24 protein-coding genes are annotated in these 22,187 nt (G+C 48.2%); 15 read left to right on the top strand and 9 right to left on the bottom strand.

Translation table 11 applies throughout. The features are described 5' to 3' along the window. Positions 1-66 precede the first annotated feature (66 nt). Complete coding sequence (locus tag E3U44_RS01055; protein ID WP_134356263.1) at positions 67-708, top strand: MT-A70 family methyltransferase; 642 nt, start codon at positions 67-69, stop codon at positions 706-708. A gap of 82 nt (positions 709-790) precedes the next feature. Here the strand turns inward: E3U44_RS01055 and E3U44_RS01060 are convergent, their stop codons facing one another. After that, positions 791-1,165, bottom strand: a complete 375-nt coding sequence (locus tag E3U44_RS01060; RefSeq protein ID WP_134356264.1) for an exosortase system-associated protein, TIGR04073 family — start codon at positions 1,163-1,165, stop codon at positions 791-793. Between the two features lie 362 nt (positions 1,166-1,527). Between E3U44_RS01060 and E3U44_RS01065 the strand changes: the two genes are divergently transcribed. From E3U44_RS01065 to E3U44_RS01080, 4 genes are all read left to right on the top strand, one after another. Next, positions 1,528-3,399, top strand: a complete 1,872-nt coding sequence (locus tag E3U44_RS01065) for a lytic transglycosylase domain-containing protein (RefSeq protein WP_134356265.1) — start codon at positions 1,528-1,530, stop codon at positions 3,397-3,399. A gap of 179 nt (positions 3,400-3,578) precedes the next feature. Continuing rightward, positions 3,579-3,962 carry a hypothetical protein gene (locus tag E3U44_RS01070; RefSeq protein WP_134356266.1) on the top strand — a complete coding sequence of 128 codons (384 nt, stop codon included), beginning with the start codon at positions 3,579-3,581 and terminating at the stop codon, positions 3,960-3,962. A gap of 542 nt (positions 3,963-4,504) precedes the next feature. Next, entirely contained in the window at positions 4,505-5,434 is a 930-nt protein-coding gene (locus E3U44_RS01075; RefSeq protein WP_134356267.1) for an OmpA family protein, read from the top strand. 172 nt (positions 5,435-5,606) lie between these two features. Next, complete coding sequence (locus tag E3U44_RS01080) at positions 5,607-6,962, top strand: MATE family efflux transporter (protein WP_134356268.1); 1,356 nt, start codon at positions 5,607-5,609, stop codon at positions 6,960-6,962. A 58-nt stretch (positions 6,963-7,020) separates the two neighbouring features. On the opposite strand, the gene E3U44_RS01085 is transcribed toward E3U44_RS01080, so the two are convergent. After that, positions 7,021-7,317, bottom strand: coding sequence for a PepSY domain-containing protein (locus E3U44_RS01085; protein WP_166804978.1), 297 nt, complete (start codon positions 7,315-7,317; stop codon positions 7,021-7,023). Positions 7,318-7,792: 475 nt separating this feature from the next. Continuing rightward, positions 7,793-8,170 carry a YqaA family protein gene (locus tag E3U44_RS01090; RefSeq protein WP_338040771.1) on the bottom strand — a complete coding sequence of 126 codons (378 nt, stop codon included), beginning with the start codon at positions 8,168-8,170 and terminating at the stop codon, positions 7,793-7,795. A gap of 211 nt (positions 8,171-8,381) precedes the next feature. On the opposite strand from E3U44_RS01090, the gene E3U44_RS01095 reads away from it, so the two are divergent. Together E3U44_RS01095 and E3U44_RS01100 are read left to right on the top strand one after the other, a co-directional pair. Then, the gene (locus E3U44_RS01095) at positions 8,382-8,606 is read left to right on the top strand and encodes a type II toxin-antitoxin system Phd/YefM family antitoxin (protein WP_134356271.1); all 225 of its coding nucleotides are present in this window, start codon (positions 8,382-8,384) and stop codon (positions 8,604-8,606) included. Continuing rightward, positions 8,606-8,995 carry a type II toxin-antitoxin system VapC family toxin gene (locus E3U44_RS01100; protein ID WP_134356272.1) on the top strand — a complete coding sequence of 130 codons (390 nt, stop codon included), beginning with the start codon at positions 8,606-8,608 and terminating at the stop codon, positions 8,993-8,995. Before E3U44_RS01095 ends, E3U44_RS01100 begins: the two co-directional genes overlap by 1 nt. 77 nt (positions 8,996-9,072) lie before the next feature. Here E3U44_RS01100 and E3U44_RS01105 read toward each other — a convergent pair whose 3' ends face one another. After that, entirely contained in the window at positions 9,073-9,336 is a 264-nt protein-coding gene (locus tag E3U44_RS01105; RefSeq protein ID WP_134356273.1) for a type II toxin-antitoxin system ParD family antitoxin, read from the bottom strand. Between the two features lie 308 nt (positions 9,337-9,644). Between E3U44_RS01105 and E3U44_RS01110 the strand changes: the two genes are divergently transcribed. The 6 genes from E3U44_RS01110 (at position 9,645) to E3U44_RS01135 (ending at position 15,839) form a co-directional block, all read left to right on the top strand. After that, a complete protein-coding gene (locus tag E3U44_RS01110; RefSeq protein WP_134356274.1) occupies positions 9,645-9,914 on the top strand; it encodes an AbrB/MazE/SpoVT family DNA-binding domain-containing protein in 270 nt (89 codons plus the stop codon). After that, positions 9,911-10,312, top strand: a complete 402-nt coding sequence (locus E3U44_RS01115; protein WP_134356275.1) for a type II toxin-antitoxin system VapC family toxin — start codon at positions 9,911-9,913, stop codon at positions 10,310-10,312. The genes E3U44_RS01110 and E3U44_RS01115 overlap by 4 nt, the downstream gene beginning before the upstream one ends. 476 nt (positions 10,313-10,788) lie before the next feature. Beyond that, positions 10,789-11,880: a glycosyltransferase family 4 protein gene (locus E3U44_RS01120; protein ID WP_166804979.1), complete on the top strand. Its 1,092-nt coding sequence runs from the start codon at positions 10,789-10,791 to the stop codon at positions 11,878-11,880. 5 nt (positions 11,881-11,885) lie between these two features. Next, positions 11,886-13,814, top strand: a complete 1,929-nt coding sequence (gene asnB, locus E3U44_RS01125) for an asparagine synthase (glutamine-hydrolyzing) (protein WP_134356277.1) — start codon at positions 11,886-11,888, stop codon at positions 13,812-13,814. A 4-nt stretch (positions 13,815-13,818) separates the two neighbouring features. Beyond that, positions 13,819-14,940 carry a glycosyltransferase gene (locus tag E3U44_RS01130; protein WP_240761682.1) on the top strand — a complete coding sequence of 374 codons (1,122 nt, stop codon included), beginning with the start codon at positions 13,819-13,821 and terminating at the stop codon, positions 14,938-14,940. Further along, complete coding sequence (locus E3U44_RS01135; RefSeq protein WP_134356279.1) at positions 14,937-15,839, top strand: lysylphosphatidylglycerol synthase domain-containing protein; 903 nt, start codon at positions 14,937-14,939, stop codon at positions 15,837-15,839. Before E3U44_RS01130 ends, E3U44_RS01135 begins: the two co-directional genes overlap by 4 nt. Before the next feature lie 166 nt (positions 15,840-16,005). On the opposite strand, the gene E3U44_RS01140 is transcribed toward E3U44_RS01135, so the two are convergent. The 5 genes from E3U44_RS01140 to E3U44_RS01160 form a co-directional block, all read right to left on the bottom strand. Further along, positions 16,006-16,767: a TylF/MycF/NovP-related O-methyltransferase gene (locus E3U44_RS01140; protein ID WP_134356280.1), complete on the bottom strand. Its 762-nt coding sequence runs from the start codon at positions 16,765-16,767 to the stop codon at positions 16,006-16,008. 38 nt (positions 16,768-16,805) lie between these two features. Next, positions 16,806-17,585, bottom strand: a complete 780-nt coding sequence (locus tag E3U44_RS01145) for a class I SAM-dependent methyltransferase (RefSeq protein ID WP_134356281.1) — start codon at positions 17,583-17,585, stop codon at positions 16,806-16,808. A 58-nt stretch (positions 17,586-17,643) separates the two neighbouring features. After that, the gene (locus E3U44_RS01150; RefSeq protein WP_134356282.1) at positions 17,644-18,510 is read right to left on the bottom strand and encodes a glycosyltransferase family 2 protein; all 867 of its coding nucleotides are present in this window, start codon (positions 18,508-18,510) and stop codon (positions 17,644-17,646) included. Positions 18,511-18,574: 64 nt separating this feature from the next. Beyond that, entirely contained in the window at positions 18,575-20,575 is a 2,001-nt protein-coding gene (locus tag E3U44_RS01155; protein WP_134356283.1) for a tetratricopeptide repeat protein, read from the bottom strand. 112 nt (positions 20,576-20,687) lie between these two features. Next, entirely contained in the window at positions 20,688-21,185 is a 498-nt protein-coding gene (locus E3U44_RS01160; RefSeq protein ID WP_134359615.1) for a pilin, read from the bottom strand. Between the two features lie 337 nt (positions 21,186-21,522). Between E3U44_RS01160 and E3U44_RS01165 the strand changes: the two genes are divergently transcribed. Together E3U44_RS01165 and E3U44_RS01170 are read left to right on the top strand one after the other, a co-directional pair. Then, entirely contained in the window at positions 21,523-21,813 is a 291-nt protein-coding gene (locus tag E3U44_RS01165; RefSeq protein WP_134356284.1) for a nucleotidyltransferase family protein, read from the top strand. Beyond that, complete coding sequence (locus E3U44_RS01170) at positions 21,810-22,181, top strand: HepT-like ribonuclease domain-containing protein (RefSeq protein ID WP_134356285.1); 372 nt, start codon at positions 21,810-21,812, stop codon at positions 22,179-22,181. Before E3U44_RS01165 ends, E3U44_RS01170 begins: the two co-directional genes overlap by 4 nt. The last annotated feature ends 6 nt before the right edge of the window (positions 22,182-22,187 follow it).

Genomic DNA, 22,187 nt, shown 5'->3' on the forward strand with positions numbered 1-22,187 from the left:
CTTCAGCCTGCTATTTCATTTATTCTGAAATAAAAAGTATAAACCACAATTTCTGGGAGGAAATAGATGGCTTCCGGTTTGGTCGCCCCCCCAAAAAAATATAGGGTCATCTATGCCGATCCACCTTGGACATTTAAAACCTATTCCAAAAAAGGCATTGGCCGCAGCGCGGAAGCCCATTATGACTGTCTGTCCATTGAAGAAATCTGCCGTATTCCCGTTAACGAATGGACGACCCCTGATGCCCTGCTCTTTCTTTGGGTAACCGACCCGCTGCTTCCCCGGGCCATGGAAGTGATCCAGGCCTGGGGATTCACCTATAAAACGGTGGGCTTTTATTGGATGAAGCTCAACAAGTCAGCCCAGATCAGCCAACTCTCCGAAAAGGATTTTTTTACGGGTTTAGGCTTCTGGACCCGGGCCAACCCGGAAATGTGCTTGTTGGCGACAAAGGGCCAGCCCAAACGGAAATCTTCCAACGTACGCCGCCTGATCATTTCCCCACGGCGGGAACATAGTCGCAAACCGGATGAGACCTATCAGCGCATCGAACAATTAACCGATGGTCCCTATCTAGAAATGTTTGCACGACGTGCTCGGCTAGGATGGGACGGATGGGGGAATCAAACGGTTTTGTTTAACAAGGGCTCGGTCAACACCCGCCGTATCCCCTCTGACCTGCGAAAACACCCTCTAAAGGAAATTTAATGGCCATTGGACCGATGCGATAACCAAGCAAAGAAGCCCGCAGGCCAGACAAGACGCCTTGTACCCATCCGGCAAACAAAACTTACTGGGCCACGCCGTAAGTCGTATCCCGATAAAAATCCTCAAAGATATAGGGAGGATGGATAATTTCAGAAGTCGGCACGAAAAAGGTGGCTAACTCCCCTGCCCCTACGAGGGTACGCCCCAGGGTATGGCCAATGCCTTTCACCAATCCCCAGGTGACCCCAATACCCACATTACTATCCTGGCTGGTATTCACCATATTTTTGGGGATTTCCACCCAACCAGTTACCACATTGACTAATCCACGCCCCAGTTTTTCCCCTACCCTCTCTCCATAACCTTCTTCCGCCACAGCCGGCGAAGTGGCACCAAAGGCCAGAAAAGACAATAAAATAATGAGCCCCAGTGGGTTAGGCGCTTTATTATTAACCATTTTTACTCCTTTTATCGAACTCTTAGCGGTAGTTAGTATCTAGGCAAACGTTTTAAGAAGAATAGGGTCGGTCTCGCTCTGCGCAACTGCCCCTCCAGCTCTGCCCATAGCGGGCGCTGGGGGCACGAAGAAATATTGCTGGCTGGGCCAAGAAAAACCTCCCCTCAAAACTTTTGCCGAGCGACTGAACATTCCTTCTATAAAATGCTAAAGATAGCAAATTTTAGGCCGTACACCAGCAATCAGCCCAGCTAACAATAGCAGCATGGAGTAGGATACCCCAGGATTCTGCTTAAGTTTAGAAAAAAAATTCATTAAAATAGCAACTTGATTATTCTTGTTCCCTTCATCAAACCATCCAAATGAAAAAATGGCTTGCTACAGGTCTTATGATTGGGCTGCTCGGGCTATCCCTGGGGAGCAATGCCCGTGAAATCCAGGTCCCCTTACAACTGCATAACGAGTTTCTCCGTCAAATTCTCCTTAGGCAAGTGTATACTGGCCCCCAGCATACGGCACAGATGTGGGATGAGGGTAGCAGATGCAACTCTCTGGTACTTTTTAATCCTCAAATCAGCAGTGTGGGCCCACATATTCGCCTGATTAGTGAAGGAAAAGCTAAGATTGGAACCCCTATCGGCAATCGCTGCATTCCCTTCCTAAATTGGCAAGGGATGATTGAGGTCTTCCAACAGCCCGTGCTTGGGCCCCAATTGGCTACAGTCCACTTCCGAACCGTTAAATCAAATATTTACAATCTTCAAGGGGGTAAAAATCTCACCACAGGTAAGCTATGGGATGGAGTCAAAAAATATGTCCACCCCAAGCTTTCCCAGGTGCAGATTAACCTTCACCCCCTATTGGCAAAGCTACGGAACCTGTTACCCCTCATTTTACCCCGGCAAGATCGAGCCCAGGTTCAAACCGCGCTTCACTCGCTCACGCTTACCGAAGCACAAACGACCCAGACCGGTATGAGGGTCACATTGCGTTTTGCGCTCCCGAATCTCAGCTATCCCCAAACACCTCCACCTCCCGAACCTGCCCTCTCGCCTGAAGAATTACAACGCTGGGAAACGGCCTGGCGACACTGGGATGCATTTCTCACTTTTGTCATCAAACACGCAGCGGCCGAAAGTAAGTTAGAAGAGTTTCGACTGCTTCTCCTGGAAATCTTGCTGGATGCCCGTCATGATATCGGGAAGGCCCTCGCTTCTCCGACTCCAGGAACGCCTGATCCCATCCGTGCTCTATTTCTAAGCACCTGGAAGCGCTTGGCCCCGGTATTGCGCCGCCTAAGCCTCAATATGTCCAATGAAAGAGCCCTGCGTTACCTGACCTTTATTACCGCCAGCGATGCCCTACAAACCATCGATCAACTTCGCCCTCTCTCCGGCCTTGACATTTCCACCGACGGACTGCGCCGGCTAGCACGGACAATTGCTCCCCAAGAGAAACAGGATCCCCTCTCCTACGGTTTTGAAGTCGATCCCAGTCTACGTCGATCATTCGGGCTAGGTCCCCCTCTATCCCTACCCAAGGAAAACCCAGATCTTGGTTTAAGCCGGTGGTTTTGGCGAAGCGCTTGGGCTGCCAATGACATTGATCGGTCACTGATTGCCCGGCTAAACCAATGGGCACCCACCTCCCGCGATATTGATGCCTATTTACCCATAGCCCACCAACTTTTGGATCAAACCACCAGCCATTTACTCCACAGGCGCCAATTAGAACCCCAAACTCAATCATTATATCGCTGGCTCCTGCTCGCTACCGCTTGGCAAGAAAGCTGTTGGCGCCAATTTATCAAGCAAGGAGACAGCATCCAACCGCTTCGCTCTCATGCCGGCTCCGTAGGTTTGATGCAGGTCAACCAAAATGTTTGGCGAGGTTTTTACGACGTTAACAGTTTGAATGAGAACATTGCCTACAACACCAAAGCGGGTGGCGAAATCTTGATGCATTATCTTGTCGATTACGCTATTAGAAAAGGCGAACATAAAAAAACAGATAATTTCCATAACCTAGCCCGGGCGGCCTACGCTGCCTATAATGGAGGGCCTAGACACCTGAGTCGTTACCGTAAGGCGAATACACCCAAGTCCTTACGCAGGATAGATGCTTTCTTCTGGGACAAATATCAAACCATCAAACAAGGTAACGAATTGGCTGTTGCCCAGTGCTTTGGTGTAGAAGCCTCCTCCTTGCAATCTCCACCAGAGAGGAGGAGATAAAAAAGCTTGGCAATAAGCCTTCCCTTGAAAACGAAAGTGGCGTGATGCCCAATAAATTTTTTGAAAATTAAAAAATAATAAAACACGCCGACTATTTTTGCCCACTAGCTGCAAAATCTACCTGAGATCAAATTTTCCCTTCTTTTTTAATGGGATTTATCGAATAGGATTGAGTACTCATGGATATTTTTATCGGGGTTCTTATCGGTGGCCTGATAGCAAGCATTGCACCCGTAACAACCATTATTGCCGATCATTTACGATGGCGACGTGAAACCAAGCTCATGCACCTGAAAACTGAGCGAGATAAACTCGAGCAGCGGTTTAGGGAAACGCTGGAACAGCTTTCAAAGGCAATGGCACGGAATAGTTATCCTGCTGAGATGACCTCGGACATCATGATCATGCTGCCAAAGGAAGTTTCCGATCAATATCTGGCATTTTTAGAAGAAAAAGACAAATCAACACCCAAGTGCCGCCAAGCCTACCTGGATATAGCCACCGTCATGAAAAAATCTTTGGCCACAATTGAACAGCAAATAGAAGCTTTAGTAGCAGACTAGTTGGGTAGCTTCTTTACAGGCCTTGGACCACTCATCACTTCCATGCCACAGCAGTAAAAGGTTGGGGGAGTCTTCAGGGATGGATTGAATGCCGCGAAATCCGCTGTTGTTCGTTAAACTCTCTTTCTCCTGAGTTTTAAGTTTTAAGCTTTAGGTTTTTAAGTGTTGAGAGCTAATACCCGTTAATCAAAGTACGATATAAAGTAAGTGCCTATGAAACAAAGAATCTACCCGCAGAGCAGGTGGTTTTGTATTCCCCCTATAAAGGGGATGAGTCTGCGCCTTGCCCCCGAGGAGGCAAGGCTTAAGCCTTTTTTTCTTAGCACTTAAAACTTAAAACTTAAAATACAACCGCGTGCGCTAGGGGAATGCCGTGCATCCCTGCACTCCTTCGAAGTTTTCCACCCGCTGCTAACGTTTTAGCTATAACAATTTGTTATTGATATTGAATAGCCTATGTATGTTATTTGAACTAGACTAGAATTTAGCAATTAGGTAACGCTTTGAATGATTCTTGGCAACAAAAGTTAAGGGAGGAAAGTATGAATAATAAAAAAATCATCGCAACCTTTGCAACGGTTGTGCCAATATTGTTTACCACTTACGCATCAGCACAATCCAACGATCAACCCCTATATGCACCCTATGAGGGCTGGCCACCCTGTGCTGTCATGGAGGCTGCAGGAGAGCAAATGCCTGATGGCCGGGTGGTCACCGGCGTTATCTGCCGATCCAATCCCTTTATTCCAGATAGCGATAAGGATGGGGTGCCAGACGATAGTGATCAATGTCCCGGTACGCCTGCTGGCGCTGAAGTAGACCAGGTGGGCTGCCCGGTAGACAGCGACAATGATGGCGCCCCAGACTATCTTGACCAATGTCCTGATACTCCAGTAGGGGTGAAGGTAGACAATGCAGGCTGCCCCCTAGACAGTGATGGCGATGGGGTACCGGATTATCTGGACCAATGCCCCGATACCCCGGCAGGCGTGGAGGTAGACAGCGCAGGCTGCTCCTTAGAAAAGGAGGTCGAAGATAGCGACGGCGATGGGGTGCCTGATGATGTCGATCAATGCCCCAATACCCCGGCTGGCGTTGAAGTGGACGAAATGGGTTGCTCTCAACCAGTGGTGCTCAAAGGAGTCCATTTTGCATTTGATTCCGCTGCCCTTGCTCCAGAGGCGGAGAAAATCCTAAATCAGGTTGCAGAATCTCTCCAAGCTAATCCCGATATTGAGGTCATCATTGAGGGCTATACCGACAGTATTGGCAGTGCAGCCTATAACCAGCGCCTTTCCCAATTGCGCGCTGAATCGGCCATGAACTACCTAGTCTCCCAGGGCGTCGAGCAGTCGAGGTTGAAAGCGGTAGGATATGGGGAAAAACGCCCCATTGCCACCAATAGCACCAAAGAAGGCCGAGCTCAGAATCGCCGTGTTGAACTACACAAAAGAAGAGCAGGTTCAGAATAAATTCCTGCTGATGGCGATGATTTAATTACTTAAGCAATCGATGAGGGCTTTTTGGCCCTCATCTTTGTTTAAAAGGAGCCTTTTATTCTTCTCTCAGTTGGTTCGTGGGTTAGGTTGTGGTAACGTTATCTCTCCTTACACCCTACCCACTCCCTAGTCACGATAAACAATCATGGCGGTGGCAAAGCACGCGGACTCGGCGCAACAGCCCCTAGAGTTCCTTCCTCCTATCGGTCTTCGACCGCTTCTTGCTCTTGCCATTCCCAGTGCTGTTTTCGCTTTTCTCACCAACGGTTTTCGGATCGTTGACCAATACTTTATTCAAGACGTGTCCGTTGAGGCTCAAGCAGCCATCGGCTCCTCTGCCTTTGTTCTTATTTTTACCTATGCCACCTTTGAGGTGTTTGCGGCAGGGGCGGGTCCTCTTATCGCCCGGGCGACGGGTGCCAACGATCCGCTAGCTCGTCGAACATTGCTCGGCGAAGCCATCTACGGCGCCCTCCTCCTGACCATGCTTTTAATGATCCTGGGGACCCTGGGGGCACCGATGATTACCCATACCTTGGGTCTTGAGGGCCAATCAGCCATCGATTGCACTCGCTATCTTCGTACCCTTTTTCTAACGGTACTGCCCCTGGTGCTGACCCCCTTAGTCGACCAAACTTTTATTAGCATGGGCTCGGCCCGACCACCATTGCTACTCCATACCCTCTCCCTCGGCCTGAATATCCTCTTGACCCCCCTTCTCATCCATGAGGCGGGACTTGGCATTATCGGTGCCGCCCTAGCTTCCAATATTGCCCGTGGCATTGGGGTTGGCATTGGCTTGATAGTGCTCAAGCGGATGACAGGATTAACCTTCGAAGATCTCAAACCCCGAGGACAGCTTCGCCGGATCATGCGCATCGGCACCCCCATGGCGCTAGGAACGGCCTTTTTTGCCATTGTCTATTGGGGACTGCTGAAAACTTCCGTCTCGCCACTGGGGACTCATGTCAACGCGACTCTAGGGATTGGCTTTTCTGCCCTGGAGGGGTGCACTTGGCCCCTCTTCCATGGACTCTCCCTCGGCGCCGCCTCTCTCGCCGGCCGGTACCTGGGAGCCCACCGGCCCGATCTTGCCCGCCGAACCTTCCACACGGCGCTGCCCCTCGCCACCCTACTGGGCCTCGCGGCTTCCCTAATATTTTTCTTTGCGGGTGAAGCACTGACCGCCCTTTTTACCGACGACATCGCCGTTCATCGGGCGGCAACGGAGTATGCGGTGATCCTGGCCGCCTCTCAACTTTTTTTGGCCTGGGAAGCTTTGAGTGAAGGTATTCTCGCCGGCGCCGGCGATACTCGGACGGTATTTTGGTACAGCACCCCTTTCAACCTGATTCGAGTCCCACTGGCTTGGTTATTTGCTTTTCCCCTGGGCTTTGAAGCCTCTGGGATCTGGTGGGCCATCAACGTCACCACCTATGCCAAGGCGCTATTCAAAGGGTGGGCTGTGTGGCAAGGACGATGGACAACGATTGAGCCTTGATGCTGAGGGGGAATAATAATCAAGCCGGTCGGCTCCCTGAACCGACCGGCCAATCGATTTAGGATTCCGGTTCTGATTTTAGCTTCTTACCGGTAGAAGCGTCGTAATAAATTTCCCACTCCTTGCCATCCTTGTCCTTAACCTTGACTTCCCAGACCATTTTCCCTTCCTCTTTTTCTCGCTCAACCTCAATGATTTCACCAGGATAGTCAGCTCGGACCTTTTCAATGATTTGCTCTATGGTGAGAAAATTTTCAGCCCCCCGGGTAGATTGCTGTCCATAGGACTGGGACCCCATACCCAAGGTTGCCAGACCAACGAAAGCAGCCAGGGAGGTTAATTTATTGCCCTTCATTATGGTCTTACTCCTGTAGTAGTCAGCCATACATCGCAATACGCTCCACCCTATGGGGCGAAGCTTTATACCCTTAATAGGCATAGCATTTCCCTTAGAGGAAAGATACGGTCAGATTGAAAAATTAAGGTCCTGCTAAATCAATATTCCTATCTCGTTTATTCGGAAAACGCTATAATTAACACCCTCCATGCCTGCATCCGGCTTTCCCACCCATTATTCTTAATTTACTAATTTTCAACTTTGGATTCTCTGCAAGCTACGAAGGGGAGGCGGAGGGCGGCTAAATCTATCTGCTTTCTTATTTAAACGATTTCCGGAACAGAGGCCTCCTTCTTATCCCCCCTCCCTTGGAGGGAGGGGGTTAGGGGGAGGGGGAAATATTGACCTTAGCACTGAAGATAATTCCTGAACATGAAATTAATCTGAATGAGAGTAGCTGCCCACTACACAACAGGCATCAAACACCATCCATTTAACCTGTCACACTCCACAACGCTGCATAGCGGGCACACTTCCCCATAGTAATGAAAACGAGTGCCAGAAGAAAATTTAAGCGCAGCCAGCCGGCGACAAAACATAGCGGATCGCCAATCACAGGGACCCAAGACCAAAGTAAGCTGAGAGGGCCATATTTATGAAGCCAGCGGGAAGCCCGCTGGTGGGAAGGTTTCTCCAACGCCCGCATGGGATAGCGTCGCGCCAGGAGCCGGCCCATCCCCAGGGTCACCATGCCCCCCAAAGTGTTGCCGAGAGTGGCTACCCCAATCAACAACGAAGGAGAATGGACATTTTGTGCTGCCAATAAGGCAAAAACCACCTCTGAGCCTCCTGGCAGCAACGTTGCCGCCAAAAAGCTACTCCCAAAGAGACTCCAAAGATCTAAATGAACTGGAAAATTCAATATAAGGATTCTCGCCGATTCAATTTTATGACGTGGGGCCGTCAAATCCCTCTTGATGCAGCGCATCAACACCCAAGAAGCACCAAAACTCGGGTAATGGCTTGACGAAACCCTATTAGCTAACTAATATGACTAAGCACAGTCTGGTGAAGTTCCCTGCATGATTCAAGTTAACATACACGAAGCCAAAACCCATCTTTCAAAGTTACTCCAAAAGGTCCTGGAGGGGGAAGAAGTGGTCATCGCCAAAGACAATCAGCCTATCGCCAAGCTCGTCTTGTTCGAGGAACAAAAGCCCAAACGCCGCCTTGGAAGGGCGCGGGGACTCATTCGCATCCATCCTGATTTCGATGCCCCCATTGAGGATCTCGAGGATTATATGTAGTGCGAACTCTGCTAGATACCCATGTCTTTTTATGGCTCCTGACGGAAGATCCCAGACTTTCACCAACCGCACGCCGCCTCTTTCTGGATGAAGAAAACCAACTTTTTCTGAGTATGGCTAGCGTCTGGGAAATAGCAATCAAAACCAGCCTAGGGCGTCTAGAGTTCATGGAGCCCATTGAAGATCTCTTGCCCCGCGAACTGAGATTAAATGGAATTCACCTGCTACCCATTGAAATAGGGCATGCATTGAAGTTAGCACGGCTTCCCTTTCACCACCGAGACCCCTTCGACAGGCTGCTGGTTGCGCAAAGCCTAGCCGAAAACCTGCCACTCCTAAGCGCCGATAATCACTTAGATGCTTACCCTATCAAGCGGTTCTGGCAATAAGTTCCATTTTCTCCATCTCTAGCGCCCGATATTTTTCAAATCCGCTTTCGCCCGTGGTGTAATCCTGTAACCGGACATCAGATTTCCCGATCTAACTCGGAGATTACCGCCTCAATGGAATAGTTTTCGACAAACTCACCGCACTGCGCCTGCGCCTCCCCTTGCCCTAAGTATGCCCGCAGCGCGTCCAGCTTGCTTCTCCTCTCTTCCAGCAAGCGCAGCGCATCGCGCACGACTTCACTGGCGGAACCGTAGCGCCCGCTTGCCATTTCGTTCTTGATGACCTTGGTCGCCCGCAGAAGATCTTCATCCAGGTAAACCGTCGTTTTCTTTTTTCCCATTTTTCAACTTTAAACAGAACAAAGGTCAAACTCTTGTATCCTAGCTTCTCGGATTTCGATGCAAATGGCCTCGTGGGACATTTCAAAAAGCGCCGTAGGCCGGATTAAGCATAGTGTATCCGGCAAAATATGGATGGCACCTCAGTTCGACATAACCCTGTGAACAAACTCATCCTATACCCGATTCAGCGCAACGGAAATAACCCTTCCCTTATGTCGAACTGACATTTAGCCAAGGCTATCGATTGCTCTGTAACCTTGTAGGTATTACAATTTTTTAATTAAGTAATACCCTGTGGGAATTTGCCATGGCAACGACACTTACCAGTAAAGGCCAGGTCACGGTACCTAAGAAGATCCGTGACTATCTCGGCTTGCATCCCGGATCGGCGGTCGATTTTTCATTGGGACCGAACGGCGAGGTGATCGTGCGTCCGGCAGAAGATACCGCACCAACACACCGCAAGGATCGCTTTGGCAAGCTGCGAGGTACGCTCAATACCGGCAGGACCACCGATGAATTGATGCGCTTACTGCGTGGCTACGATGCCGACATCAACGACCCCGGCCTAAAATGATCCTGGTCGACACCTGCGTGCTGCTCGATGTGGTGCAAAACGATCCGAGTTGGGCGGACTGGTCACTGGCGCAACTGGAATGGGCCGCAGAACGCGGCAACCTGGTGATCAACCCAGTCGTGTATGCCGAGTTCTCGGTGTGGTATGACGACATGGAAGAACTAGAGCGAATCCTTATCGGCTTCGATACCGCCCTTGAGGAATTACCGCGGGAAGCCCTGTTCCTGGCCGGCAAGGCATTCCGGCAATACCGCGCGCGACGGGGAACACAGACCAGCGTGCTGCCGGATTTCTTTATCGGTGCCCACGCGGCGGTACGGGAAATTCTGCTGCTGACGCGGGATACTGCACGCATCCGCGCTTATTTTCCAACGGTGGCGCTGCTGGCGCCGCAATAGGTCTGACCAGGGCACGATCCCCATAGCCTTTCTCTGCAAACACCGCTATAAAATCGAGTTCTATCGAATTTCAAGCGACATTCCCCAGCCATAACGTGCCAGCATAGAGGGACCACCGTTCGCTTTGGTATCAATTATCAATCGGGTATTCAAGGTTTTTAGCCCCAGGCCGTTAATTGTGCTGTGTAAAATCTCTCAACAATTTGAGCTTTAATAGCTGGAATTAGCACGACCTAAAGACTATTGCTCAATAGGCAATCATCACCCAAATTAGGGTTTAGGCGTATTTATGTCACAAGCGGCTATACGAAATAACAATTAAGGAGACTACTGCTTCAATGTCCCCTCATCTTCCGTCTCCTTCTTCACAAAAGCCGCCCCTCCGCGTCGCTGTACTCACCACTTCTTTTCCCTTAACACCCACGGCAGTGAGCGGGCCATTCGTGTTGCGCTTAGTTCAGAGTTTACCCCCTTCAGTGAAAGCGATTGTCATTACACCCAGCGGCATTGAATCGGAGCAATTACGAGCTGATGCCAATTACCAATTGCGTTGCTTCCGCTATGCCCCCCGGACCTGGCAGCAACTTGCCCATCAGCCGGGGGGCATTCCAGCAGCTTTAAAACAACGTCGAACTTTTTACCTTCTCCTACCAGTATTCCTAGGATCAATGTTCTTGACTTGTTTACGCACCGCCAGAGAGGTTGATCTCATCCATGCGAATTGGTCTGTGAACGGTATCATCGCAGGAATTGTCGGCTGGCTTACCGGAAAACCCGTCATTACCACACTTCGAGGACAAGATGTTAATCGTTCTCAGTCATCGTGGGCCTATCAACTTATACTAGGGCTTTGTATGCGCCTAAGCAACCACGTTGTGGCAGTAAGTGAATCCGTTCGATTCACGGCAGCGCAAAAATTTCCGGTCCAAAACAATAAGCTTACCGTCATTTCTAATGGTGTCGAACAATATTTTTTAGATATCGGTGAACGACGCATACAAACAAGAACGCAAGGCCTAAGCCTTATCACTATTTCAAGTTTAATCCCCTCAAAAGGAGTTGAACGGATTATTCAGGCAGTCAATCTATTGCAAGGTGAAATCGGCTTAAACCTCACTATTGTCGGTAGCGGCCCAGAGAAAGAAAAGTTACAAAAGCTAGCAGCCTCTTTGGGCCTGGATAAAAAAGTTTATTTCACCGGCAATGTGACGCCTGATGATATCCCCAAATATCTCGAAAAGGCAGATGTATTCGTTTTCGCAAGCCACAGTGAAGGACGCCCCAATGTCTTGCTAGAAGCCATGGCAGCGAGCTTGCCCATTATTGCAACGAGCATTCCAGGCATCAAAGAAATTGTGCAAGATAAGAAAACAGGGCTTTTGTTTCCGCCGAGTGCGGTAGAAATTCTTGCAGATCAGCTACGGCGTTTATCTCAAGACAATCATTTAAGGCAGCAACTCGTCAAAAATGCGAGGCAGTTTATTTTAGATCAAGGCCTCTTTTGGGCTCATACTGGTTCCCGCTATGCTGAACTCTACCGACAGAGCCTCATAAAACCCATTCGGTAATTCCCATGTGCGGCTTAATTTTTATGTATTCTCCCCATCTTGAGCCCTCTGAAAGGATCATAAAAGTTTATTCTGGGCTTACTCGAATTGCCCATCGAGGACCTGATGACCAGGGCATCTCTGCCGAGGGACAATGGGCAATGGGGCACCGCAGGCTCTCCATTATTGATCAGAAATGCAGCCAGCAACCTATCAGCGATCCTACAGGACGTTACTTTTTGACCTATAATGGAGAAGTTTATAACTACCGCGAGTTGCGTGCTGGCCTGCTAAGCAACTGGTCGTTTCGGACCCAGGGCGACACCGAGGCCGTGCTCGCAGGCCTTGTCACCTATGGCCCAGACTTCCTCCATCAGATGGAGGGGATGTGGGCCTTGGCCTTCTGGGACAGGCAGGAACGGAATTTATTACTGGCACGGGATAGAATGGGCAAAAAGCCCCTGTACTATCAACCGCAAAAAGAAGCTATTTGCTGTGCCTCAGAACTTTCTGCATTATCCTGTCTTAGTGATCAAGTCTGGACTGAAGACTTAAACAGCACTGCAGATTATTTTCGGTACGGCTACTATCTTCCTGGCACCACGGCTTATCAGGACGTCTTCGAGGTATTACCCGGACATGTTTTAACCTGGTCCCCCCATGGCAACACTCATTCCCAATCCTACTGGTCCCTCCCCCTCACCCACTTCACCGGCACCCAGAAGCAGGCCCGAGCGCTGCTGCATGATAAATTGATTCAGGCAATACAACGGCGTCTAGTGGCAGACGTGGAAGTCGGCGCCTTTCTCTCCGGCGGCATTGACTCTTCGCTCATTGTCAGCCTGCTCAGTCAGGAATTAAATTTCACTCCCAAAACCTTCACCATAGGTTTTTCCGAAATCGCTTATGATGAACGGCGATACGCTCGCATCATTGCAGAAAGGTGCCAAACCCAACACTATGAGCAGTGCTTGGAGCAGTGGGATGCTGCTAGGCTGCAACAACTAATACTCGATCATATCGGCCAGCCGTTTGCCGACTCTTCACTGCTGCCCACGGCTTTAGTTTCTGAACTCGCCGCCCAGCATGTCAAGGTTGTCCTTTCCGGTGATGGCGGTGATGAACTCTTCAGTGGCTACCAGCGTTATCAGGCCCGCGCCATCTTGCGCTGGTACACACGCCTGCCTAAGGGGCTCCGAAAAGGGATTGGTCAAATTATACGGGCCTTGCCAGAACCGATGGTTCATCATAGCCGCAGCTTATTGAAAAAGGCCCATCTGTTCGAAGATATCGTGCAGCGCATGGACGCTGAAACGCCCTATCTCGCTCCACTTTTCTATTCCCCCACGGACTTTCAACGGCTGGCCCCCGAACTGGTAGGATATGGCCATACTCCCCCCCAGTTGCCTGAAGAAAGTCGCCTAGATGACATCCAGGCAATGATGACTGCCGATGCCCTCATCTATCTGCCGCAAGACATCCTCACTAAAGTCGACCGAGCTTCCATGGCCTATGGTCTCGAATCCCGAGCCCCCTTCCTGGACAAAGAAGTCGTGGAACTAGCCTTCTCCCTACCCCGCCATTGGCATCGACACGGCTTACAAGGCAAGCATCTTTTGAAAGAGACCTTTGCAGGGTGCCTTTCCACCGAGATCTGGCAACGCCGAAAACAAGGTTTTGCTGTCCCCATCCATAGCTGGTTTCGAGGCGCCATGGGCAATGACTTGGAAAAGCTATTGCAGGAAGGAGACAGCCCCTTAAATCGTTCCCAAGTCCTTGCCCTGCTCACGGCTCACCGTAAACAGCAACGGGATCATGGTTACCGTTTATGGCAAATTTATGTTTATCTCCTTTGGCGCTCTCGCCAAGTACAACAAATTGACCATCACTTATCCACCACCAGCGATTTAAGCGATGGTAATTGGCACCTTAACAGAGCTAGCGTCGGAGCATAAGCCTGTGAAGCCCCGGCTCGCGCTCTTTCTGCCTGACCTTAATGGGGGGGGAGCAGAACGGGTGATGCTCACACTTGCCCAAGGCTTTCTAGAAAGGGGTATCCAAGTGGATCTTGTGCTTGCTCACGCCGTGGGGCCTTTGCTTGATTTAGTGACTCAAGGTGTTAGCTTGTATAGTTTAAGCGATGGATCCCGCTTTTCTAGTAGAATAGGATTAGCACTTAGCGCACTATGGGGGCTCACTCGCTATCTGCGTCGTGAGCAGCCAACCACCTTGATGAGTACCCTCACCGGGGCAAATATAATTGCTGTATTAGCAAAGATTTTAGCACGATCTCCTACTCGCCTTGTTTTGCGAGAAGCCAATACTGCTCTTAATCACCGTAGCTTCTTGACGCAATTCGCTGTGCGAATTCTTTATCCCTGTGCAGATGCCATAGTAGCAGTTTCTCAAGGGGTGCAGAAGGACTTAATCGACAGGATTGGTATCTCGCCGGACAAAATAACCCATATTCCTAATCCAGTAGATATTGCCACTATTACACGCCAGGCAGAAGAAGAGATTAACCATCCTTGGTTTTACAAAGGACAGTCACCGGTCATTATCAGTCTAGGTCGTCTAACTAGGCAAAAAGATTTTACTACGCTAATTTACGCCTTCGCCCGCTTGCGACAGACTCGAGCTGCACGCCTCATGATCTTGGGGGAAGGAGAAGAGCGCAGTAAACTCGAAGCGTTAGTCAGCAGACTTGATCTTGTTACTGACGTAACATTACCTGGTTTTAAAGTTAACCCCTACCCCTATCTGCAACAAGCAGCGCTTTTTGTCCTATCTTCTCGTTGGGAAGGAATGCCAAGTGTCATCCTAGAAGCTCTAGCTTTTGGCGTACCAGTCGTAGCAACCGATTGCCATAGCGGGCCACGGGAAATTTTGGAAGAGGGCCGCTTTGGAAATTTAGTGCCCGTAGGTCATACCCAAGCACTATTTAGAGCTATATCGGATGCTCTAGACCATGCTACTAAAGCAACAGTATTGCAAACGCGAGCAGAGTATTTCTCACCAGCTTCTACAGCCTTAAGATATCTTGCTGTCATGCTGCCATCACAGGCAGGAGCTAAACCTTGAGTAAAGCTCCGATATTTGAATTACTGCGAAAAATTATGCGGTGGGTGCTCTACTTAAGTGTTGTAGCTCTGTTTGCATTTTTGTTCTATAAACATCGACTCGAGGTGATGAATACCTTTATTGCCCATGGATGGGTGCTATTGTATGCTACTGCAATAACCATTCTCGGTTTTTCAGCGCAGACCCTGAATTTCTTACAACTTATAGAGGCATCAAAAAAGCCTCCCTTCCAGGATACATTGCACGCTTGGGCTTTGGCCAATATTGTGAATTATCTCGGTCCATTCCAACCAGGGATTGCCGTACGAATGGCCTTTTTTAAACGGCATGGGATAGGAGTTGCCACCACAACCCGCGCGACATTGACTCAGTTGCAGCTCAGCTTTTGGGTTGCAACCGGTATAGCTGCAGTTGCAGGGTCTTTTAGTCATTACGAACCGGTTCGCCCCGTTGCATTTTTTAGTGCAATTTTATTTTTTCTATGGCCCCTGTGGCTGCGTATTTCCCATTTAGCACTTCTTTGGTCATCATCGCACATTGAGTTTATCGACAGACATAAAAGCACACTAATTTTATTCTTTACATTAGCTCCAACACGCACATTGCTCCTCGTAATTAGCCAATATATCCTAGGTGCACTTAGCTTATATGTTGTTTATTGGGGCTTTCACGCACAAATTAATCTTCAAGATGCATTTTTGCTTGCCGTAGCAAGCACATTATCTACATTGGTTGCTGTTACACCAAACAACCTTGGAATTCAAGATGCTTTGTACGGATACAGCGCCCACCTCTATGGCTTAACTGTAAGTGAAGCATTAAGTCTTACTATTCTCTTACGCTTGGCCCATATCTTGGCATGTGGGCTAATCCTTTTGTGGATACGTCCTTACCGTTGATACTCTGCTTGCTTAATTTTTCACAATCCGCGATTAATATCTCTATGGTTCTGAATTTGCAGAAAAATGTAAATTAGCTGGTTGTGGTAATATAGAAATTTAGCTTAGACTGTAATGCAGCACACTGGAGAAAAGGGATAACATCGTTGCTGCTCGCACTTCTTCACTACTGCTTAATTACTATCCCTTGTCCTGTAGTAAGCAATATTACATAATCGGATTTATCTGACATAAATTCTTGTACCGCAGAATAAGCTCCAGGGCATACAGTCGAACCATAATCGTCAAGAACAAATACACCTCCAGAGTTTAGCCGGGGATAGAAAAAAGCAAGGCTATCTAAAGTGGGCTGGTAGAGATCAACATCAATGTGCACGAGACGAAATCTTTTATCCTTGACTTCTTTGAATCTTGACGGTATCCAACCTTTGTAAATAGCTATATTTGAAAATTCCTTTAATACTTCCCTAATTTTATCTTCCGTCGCACATAGATTACCTTGAGACCATTCAAAGTGATCACCTTTAAGCGGACGATCGATCTCCTGTGGTTGAGAAAGACCAGCAAAAGAATCAAATAAATACAAAGGTGTTTCAGGAGAAGTAGCAGCCATAAACCATGCTGAAGCCCCTTGGTAACAGCCACATTCAGCCATCTCACCAGGAATATACCGCGTAAATTTAACGAACTCCCGGAGAGTATATTTTCGATCTTCAGAATATACATTCTGAGGTGAAAGGCGCCTAAAATTAGCAAGAAAATCTTTATCCTCACGCCATAGCTTGTAATCATCACTTATGGGAAAATCGCCAAAAGCAGATGCCGATATTCTTGCTAATTCCTGACGTATGCGCCTACGTTGTGCTGATGTTCCCGTTATGAGCCATTTCATGGCCCTAGCTATGCGGCTAACGGTATACATTTTCATTAGTTGATTCTCACTTCGGAGCAAAACTTGCTATAAAATTATTTTATAATCTTTGAAGTATCGTGCAGACAAAAAATGTTGGTCGAACTTCCCAGGATACAACTTAAGCTTGCCCGCACCTTAAGAGATAAATTGTGATGAAAGATGGCATTACCAGTATAGAAAATACTTGTATAGCGAGTATATTTAATTGCCCATCCACCTTGTTTGAATAAACGTTTCCAACCATAGCGGCTAAAAAGGTACAACTCCGATAATGAGCCGCCATGTTCCCCATGACGGTGAGGCCAAAGCATTATACAAACAAGCCTTACTAGAGGTAAGCGTTTAGCTGTCATATACGCAAAGTTTTCTTGGGTGAAGATCTTGAAAATAGAATACTTTAATGCACGAAAAATGAGCTTGACGATATAGATATAATGTGTCAAAGAAGTCCAAAGTCTCCATGTGGATGTAGGAATAACATGAACTGCTAAACCGCCAGGCTTCAGTACACGTTTAATTTCGTCTTGAAAGTCAACTAAATGTGGTATATGTTCTAGAACATTAGAGCTGAATACAATATCGAATGTATCATTGGCAAAAGGGATTGTATATCCATCATAGAATTGCACAGGAAATACAGTATAGGGCAGATAACGACTGCTTTGCACATCAATTGCTTTGACCCAATATCCATGCTCAGCGAGCATCTTTGCCTGCCAACCAGCACCAGCACCAATTTCTAGAATTCGAGCGCCCTTTGGCATATAGCCCATTGCTAAATTAAGCTCATAGGACCTGATACTTTCTAGATAACAGCTATTATCCACTATCATGCTTAAATCACAGTTTATTATAAACTAGGCAATATTACCGTAATCTGACTCTTTAACCTTATTGTCTAGCCGTATTAGCATATAACAGATTAGCAATCTGCTCCGAGATAAGCCCCATCAAAAAAACCAGAACCGAAGTAATAAATAACAGTGCACTCATATTAGTAAACTGACCCGCCGTCATATAAGTATAAAAATAATTGCTGATACCGAGAACAAAAAAACCGAAACTTATCGGTGTAAATACTTTCAGGGGTGAATAAAGGGTCGCCACTTTTAATATAATAAAAAAAAAGCGCACCCCATCCTTAAGTAGGTTGATATGGCTTTTTCCTTCACGTTTATTGGCACAGACAGGGACATAACTTACTAAATAGCCTGCACGGAAAAAGGCCATGGTACTCGTCGTAGGATAGGAAAAACCATTGGGTAAGAGGTATAGAAACTCCCGGAAACGTTTAGCGCGCACAACCCGGAAGCCTGAGGTCAAATCTTCAATTCGATGCCCTGTGACCCAACTAGCAAGACAGTTGTAGAAACCATTGCCCAAGCGCCTGCTTAAAGAGGCCTGAGAAGCGGAATCCCGAGCCCCTACAACCATATCAAAACCTTCGGAGAGTCGTTCTAACAAACGGGATATATCCGCAGGATCATGTTGACCATCGGCATCCATAAAAACAATCCATTCTCCTTTAGCCGCGCGCGCACCATGTTTTATTGCTGCACCATTACCCATGCTATAGGCATGGGTGATTAGCTTTACACCCGCAGCCTGGGATACCTCTAAGGTCTCATCTCTAGATCCATCATTGACGACGAGAATCTCCGCATCAGGATAGCTTTCTTGGAGCACAGGAAGCAGCTTCTTCAGGCTGCTCGCCTCATTCTTCGCTGGCAAAACAATGCTAAGGGTTTGCTGCTCCATGGGTTTGTCCTAACTTGCAGGGGATTTGCTAGTTATATCGGCCCCCGATTTCCTTTCCTCAGCGCTATTCATCCCTATTTCTAGTAGATACCCCTTTATCCAAATTATCTAGCAACTCTTCTAGTGCTTTCTTCTCCCCCTGTAAGCGCCGTGCATGAAGGTCCGAAAGGGGTAAGGCACCAAGCGCAGCATACTCAGCTTGCGCTTCTTGGTAACGACCCGTATAGCGCAACAGGGCTGCATAATTGAGCGCAAGCTGGGGGTCTTTCGGATTAACTTTTTTTGCTTTCTCCGCCAACTGCAATGCCTGACTCAAATCCCCCTTCGCCAACAAAAATATGGAATATTCTGTCAGCAACACCGTCTTTGCCTGATGGACAAGCGCCGGGTTCTCAATCGCTGCACTAAAGAACATCCCCAAATGTTCCTGTGACCACTGGCATTGCTTCTCAAGATAACATTTATTGATTTTCTGTAAATTATGAATCGTAAAGGGAGTTAACGGTGTAGTCGCTAATTCTTGGGCCAGCAACTTTACCTGTGCCTCATCGACGGGTTTAGTAAGGGCATGGTCCATTGCCAACATAGCTAGGGGAGCGCTTAGGAAGCGCGGATCATTGCGATAAGCTTGGGAAAAAAATTCTTTTCCCCGTTGATAATATACTTCCCGGCCAGCTTCAGCTTTTTCAGCCAAGGCCAGTTGAAAGAATAATCGCCCCGCATCGTAATGAGTACGGGCTGAGTGGGGATGATGGCGGGCACTGACTAGCAGATGTTCCAAAGGATTACCCCAGATATCGGCACGGATGGCGGTTATCGTCGAAAGCAAAACAAGGATTGTACTCGCCACAAAAATTCGCAAACTCCTTTGGGGGATCAACACCCCTACGCCATAGGCAAGCATCAAGGCAATTCCAAACAAGGGCGTATAATTGCGATGCTCATGAACCAACTCTAGGCTAAAGATAGTGGATTCCATACTGTGGCCGATGAGAAAAAATCCCAGGCCAAAAGCAAACACAGGCGCTCGTTTGCGCAATAGAAGGCAAGCCATCCCCAGGGCCATGACCCCTAGAACCGCAGGTAAAGTTGTGGTGGGTTCTAACCAACCGTGGGAAATCGCGAAATCGTCGTGGTACAAACCAAAATTGGCCAATCGCGGGAAAAAAATAAGCTGCAAGTAATACCAAAAAACGCGGGCCTCGGTCAGCAAGCGTTCACCTAGAGTAAACTCCTTAATCTCATAGCCACGCAGCCACCAATCGGCATAGAACAACAAATAAAGGGTACCAAGGATAACAGGCAGTACAACAATAAGCAGATTACCGGCAATAAGCAGTCGCCGCGTGCTTTGGCGAACAGCGCTAAACTGGAACAGTGTCAATTCTGCCAGCAAGATAAACAGCGGCAGTAGGAGAGCGTTTTCCTTGCTCAATGCGCCTAGGGGCAAGGCGATAAATAAAGCTAAGCCGATGGCGATCCAGCCGTTTTTGCCTTCCATCTGCCGGCGACGACCCCAAGCATAGAGGCCAAGACCGGCAAAGGTAAAAAAGGCCGCAAGACTGGTCATCCGCTGCACCACGTAAAGCACCGGAGTCAGATTTAGCGGATGCAACAACCACAGAGCTGCACAGCCAAAGCTCATCCAGGAAATGGTAATGTCATTCAATGTCTTCTGCCGACAACGCCGGTAGGCGGCAAGCAATTGCCAGACAGCAAGATAAACGAGAATGCCGGTGGCCAGATGAACGAAAAGGTTAACCAGCTTGAAAGCGTAAGGGTCTAACCCGCTTATATAATGGTTAAAGGCAAAACTCAGGAGACTTAATGGGCGCTTGAGGGGTCCAGACTCAGTGGAAAAGGCGGCCTGCCAAAGGCTTTCCACGGAAAGTTCTTCAATCTGAACGGCTGTATTGTCGGTAATATTATGTTCATCATCAAACAAAAATCCACCATAAAGCCCCGGCGCATAAATACCCCAAGCAAGCAGAAGCACTAAAATAAGCCCAATGTATGGCCGCTGGGTTACCCTCCATAGTGATGAAATTTTTTTTGCCAATATCATGACATTTACTCTTTAATCGCTGCAGGTATCAGGGTGGATATCGGCCTAGTTTGTATAAAGAAAAGGGCCATCTGTATAATCAGATGGCCCTCGTGCCAAATGCTATAACTGTTTAGCTACGGCAGTCTGCAGGAAGATATTTATCTATTACGTTGGTTGTCCCCTGAGTACCCTGCACCGACAGGCCACCAGGAGCTGGGGCTGAACCACAAACCCATGCAATGGGGCCACTTGGCGGCATTCCATCTGCGGCCACTTGTAGGTTGACCGTTGAATTTGCAATAGCCGCATTCGCCCGGTTTCCAAACGTAACCAGAATACTGCCTTGGTTATCAGCAGCTATACTCGTCACGTAAGTACCCTGAATGCTTGCGGCAGTAGCCACTCCAACTGACTGATTAGCAGCTGCTACTGAAGGAAATCGGCCACGATGCTGGATAAAATCAGCATAACCCTGCTTGACTGCCGAGGCCAAGTTGAGCCCTTCTGTCACCTGCGCACGAATAGTGTAATCCTGGTATGCCGGAATGGCGACAGCAGCCAAAATACCAATGATCGCCACCACGATCATCAATTCAATCAACGTAAAACCTTGTTGTACTTTTCTCATTACGAGCGACTCCTTGAAATTAATTTGACGGAAACCCAAATCTGTATATTGGCGGCAGATAAATCCTTTACCTGCCTGCACACTACCATCGAGCAATCAGCATGCCACCCCTATATTTCGGCAAGAGAAGCGATGGCTTTATGGGGGCTGGTTCACAAAATTAGGGGTTAACAGCGCAAGGTGAGGCTTGAGAGATGGTCTAGGATTTTGGGAGTAATAAAGAGAAGGCAGGGCTTGAGGTGCCGAGGGAGGACAGAAAGTGACACTCTATGTCACTTTCTGTCTGTGACATATCATATAATTTATAATTGATGGTGCAATTAGCGAGAAATTTAAGATGCGTCCATCTATTGCCCTCCGCTCAGGCCGTGAGACTATCTTGAGAGTTGCTACTCGACATGGTTTGTCGAATGTTCGCGTATTCGGGTCGGTGGTGCATGGTAACGATACCGACAATAGCGACCTTGATCTACTTGTTGACATTGAACCAGACACATCTCTGCTTGACTTGGTAAAGGCTCAACACGAAATAGAAGATGCCCTTGGTATCTCGGTTGACCTGCTGACCTCTGATGATTTACCCGATTCCTTTCGCTCGAATGTACTCACCGAAGCAGTCCCGGTATGAACAAAGATCTTCGCAATACTGACTATTTACGGCATATATTACAAGCTATTAACCGTATCAAGCGCTATGCCAAAGATAAGGGCAAAATCGGTTTCCTGCAGGATGAAATGATGCAAGACGCTATAATCCGCAATATCGAGATCATTGGCGAGGCGGCAAGCCGCATATCTTCCGAGTTCTCAACCAAGCATGATGCAATTCCCTGGCGAGACATTGCTGGAATGCGCCACCGGTTGATTCACGGCTATTTCAAAGTAAACTTGAACACGGTCTGGAAAGTGGTTGAGAAAGATCTACCTGAACTGGAGGATCAAGTGCACGCTTTACTTGACGAGCTAGATATAGAAGGTGACTGCTCCCCGCCCTGACGGGCG

Origin of the sequence: Nitrosococcus wardiae, assembly GCF_004421105.1 — a bacterium.
GTDB lineage: Bacteria > Pseudomonadota > Gammaproteobacteria > Nitrosococcales > Nitrosococcaceae > Nitrosococcus > Nitrosococcus wardiae.

What these genes read in the sequence shown, in the direction of transcription:
- E3U44_RS01055 (WP_134356263.1), top strand. Translation starts at nt 67, where the DNA reads ATGGCTTCCGGTTTGGTCGCCCCCCCAAAAAAATATAGGGTCATCTAT.
- E3U44_RS01060 (WP_134356264.1), bottom strand. Translation starts at nt 1,165, where the DNA reads ATGGTTAATAATAAAGCGCCTAACCCACTGGGGCTCATTATTTTATTG.
- E3U44_RS01065 (WP_134356265.1), top strand. Translation starts at nt 1,528, where the DNA reads ATGAAAAAATGGCTTGCTACAGGTCTTATGATTGGGCTGCTCGGGCTA.
- E3U44_RS01070 (WP_134356266.1), top strand. Translation starts at nt 3,579, where the DNA reads ATGGATATTTTTATCGGGGTTCTTATCGGTGGCCTGATAGCAAGCATT.
- E3U44_RS01075 (WP_134356267.1), top strand. Translation starts at nt 4,505, where the DNA reads ATGAATAATAAAAAAATCATCGCAACCTTTGCAACGGTTGTGCCAATA.
- E3U44_RS01080 (WP_134356268.1), top strand. Translation starts at nt 5,607, where the DNA reads ATGGCGGTGGCAAAGCACGCGGACTCGGCGCAACAGCCCCTAGAGTTC.
- E3U44_RS01085 (WP_166804978.1), bottom strand. Translation starts at nt 7,317, where the DNA reads ATGAAGGGCAATAAATTAACCTCCCTGGCTGCTTTCGTTGGTCTGGCA.
- E3U44_RS01095 (WP_134356271.1), top strand. Translation starts at nt 8,382, where the DNA reads ATGATTCAAGTTAACATACACGAAGCCAAAACCCATCTTTCAAAGTTA.
- E3U44_RS01105 (WP_134356273.1), bottom strand. Translation starts at nt 9,336, where the DNA reads ATGGGAAAAAAGAAAACGACGGTTTACCTGGATGAAGATCTTCTGCGG.
- E3U44_RS01110 (WP_134356274.1), top strand. Translation starts at nt 9,645, where the DNA reads ATGGCAACGACACTTACCAGTAAAGGCCAGGTCACGGTACCTAAGAAG.
- E3U44_RS01115 (WP_134356275.1), top strand. Translation starts at nt 9,911, where the DNA reads ATGATCCTGGTCGACACCTGCGTGCTGCTCGATGTGGTGCAAAACGAT.
- asnB (WP_134356277.1), top strand. Translation starts at nt 11,886, where the DNA reads ATGTGCGGCTTAATTTTTATGTATTCTCCCCATCTTGAGCCCTCTGAA.
- E3U44_RS01140 (WP_134356280.1), bottom strand. Translation starts at nt 16,767, where the DNA reads ATGAAAATGTATACCGTTAGCCGCATAGCTAGGGCCATGAAATGGCTC.
- E3U44_RS01145 (WP_134356281.1), bottom strand. Translation starts at nt 17,585, where the DNA reads ATGATAGTGGATAATAGCTGTTATCTAGAAAGTATCAGGTCCTATGAG.
- E3U44_RS01150 (WP_134356282.1), bottom strand. Translation starts at nt 18,510, where the DNA reads ATGGAGCAGCAAACCCTTAGCATTGTTTTGCCAGCGAAGAATGAGGCG.
- E3U44_RS01155 (WP_134356283.1), bottom strand. Translation starts at nt 20,575, where the DNA reads ATGATATTGGCAAAAAAAATTTCATCACTATGGAGGGTAACCCAGCGG.
- E3U44_RS01160 (WP_134359615.1), bottom strand. Translation starts at nt 21,185, where the DNA reads ATGAGAAAAGTACAACAAGGTTTTACGTTGATTGAATTGATGATCGTG.
- E3U44_RS01165 (WP_134356284.1), top strand. Translation starts at nt 21,523, where the DNA reads ATGCGTCCATCTATTGCCCTCCGCTCAGGCCGTGAGACTATCTTGAGA.
- E3U44_RS01170 (WP_134356285.1), top strand. Translation starts at nt 21,810, where the DNA reads ATGAACAAAGATCTTCGCAATACTGACTATTTACGGCATATATTACAA.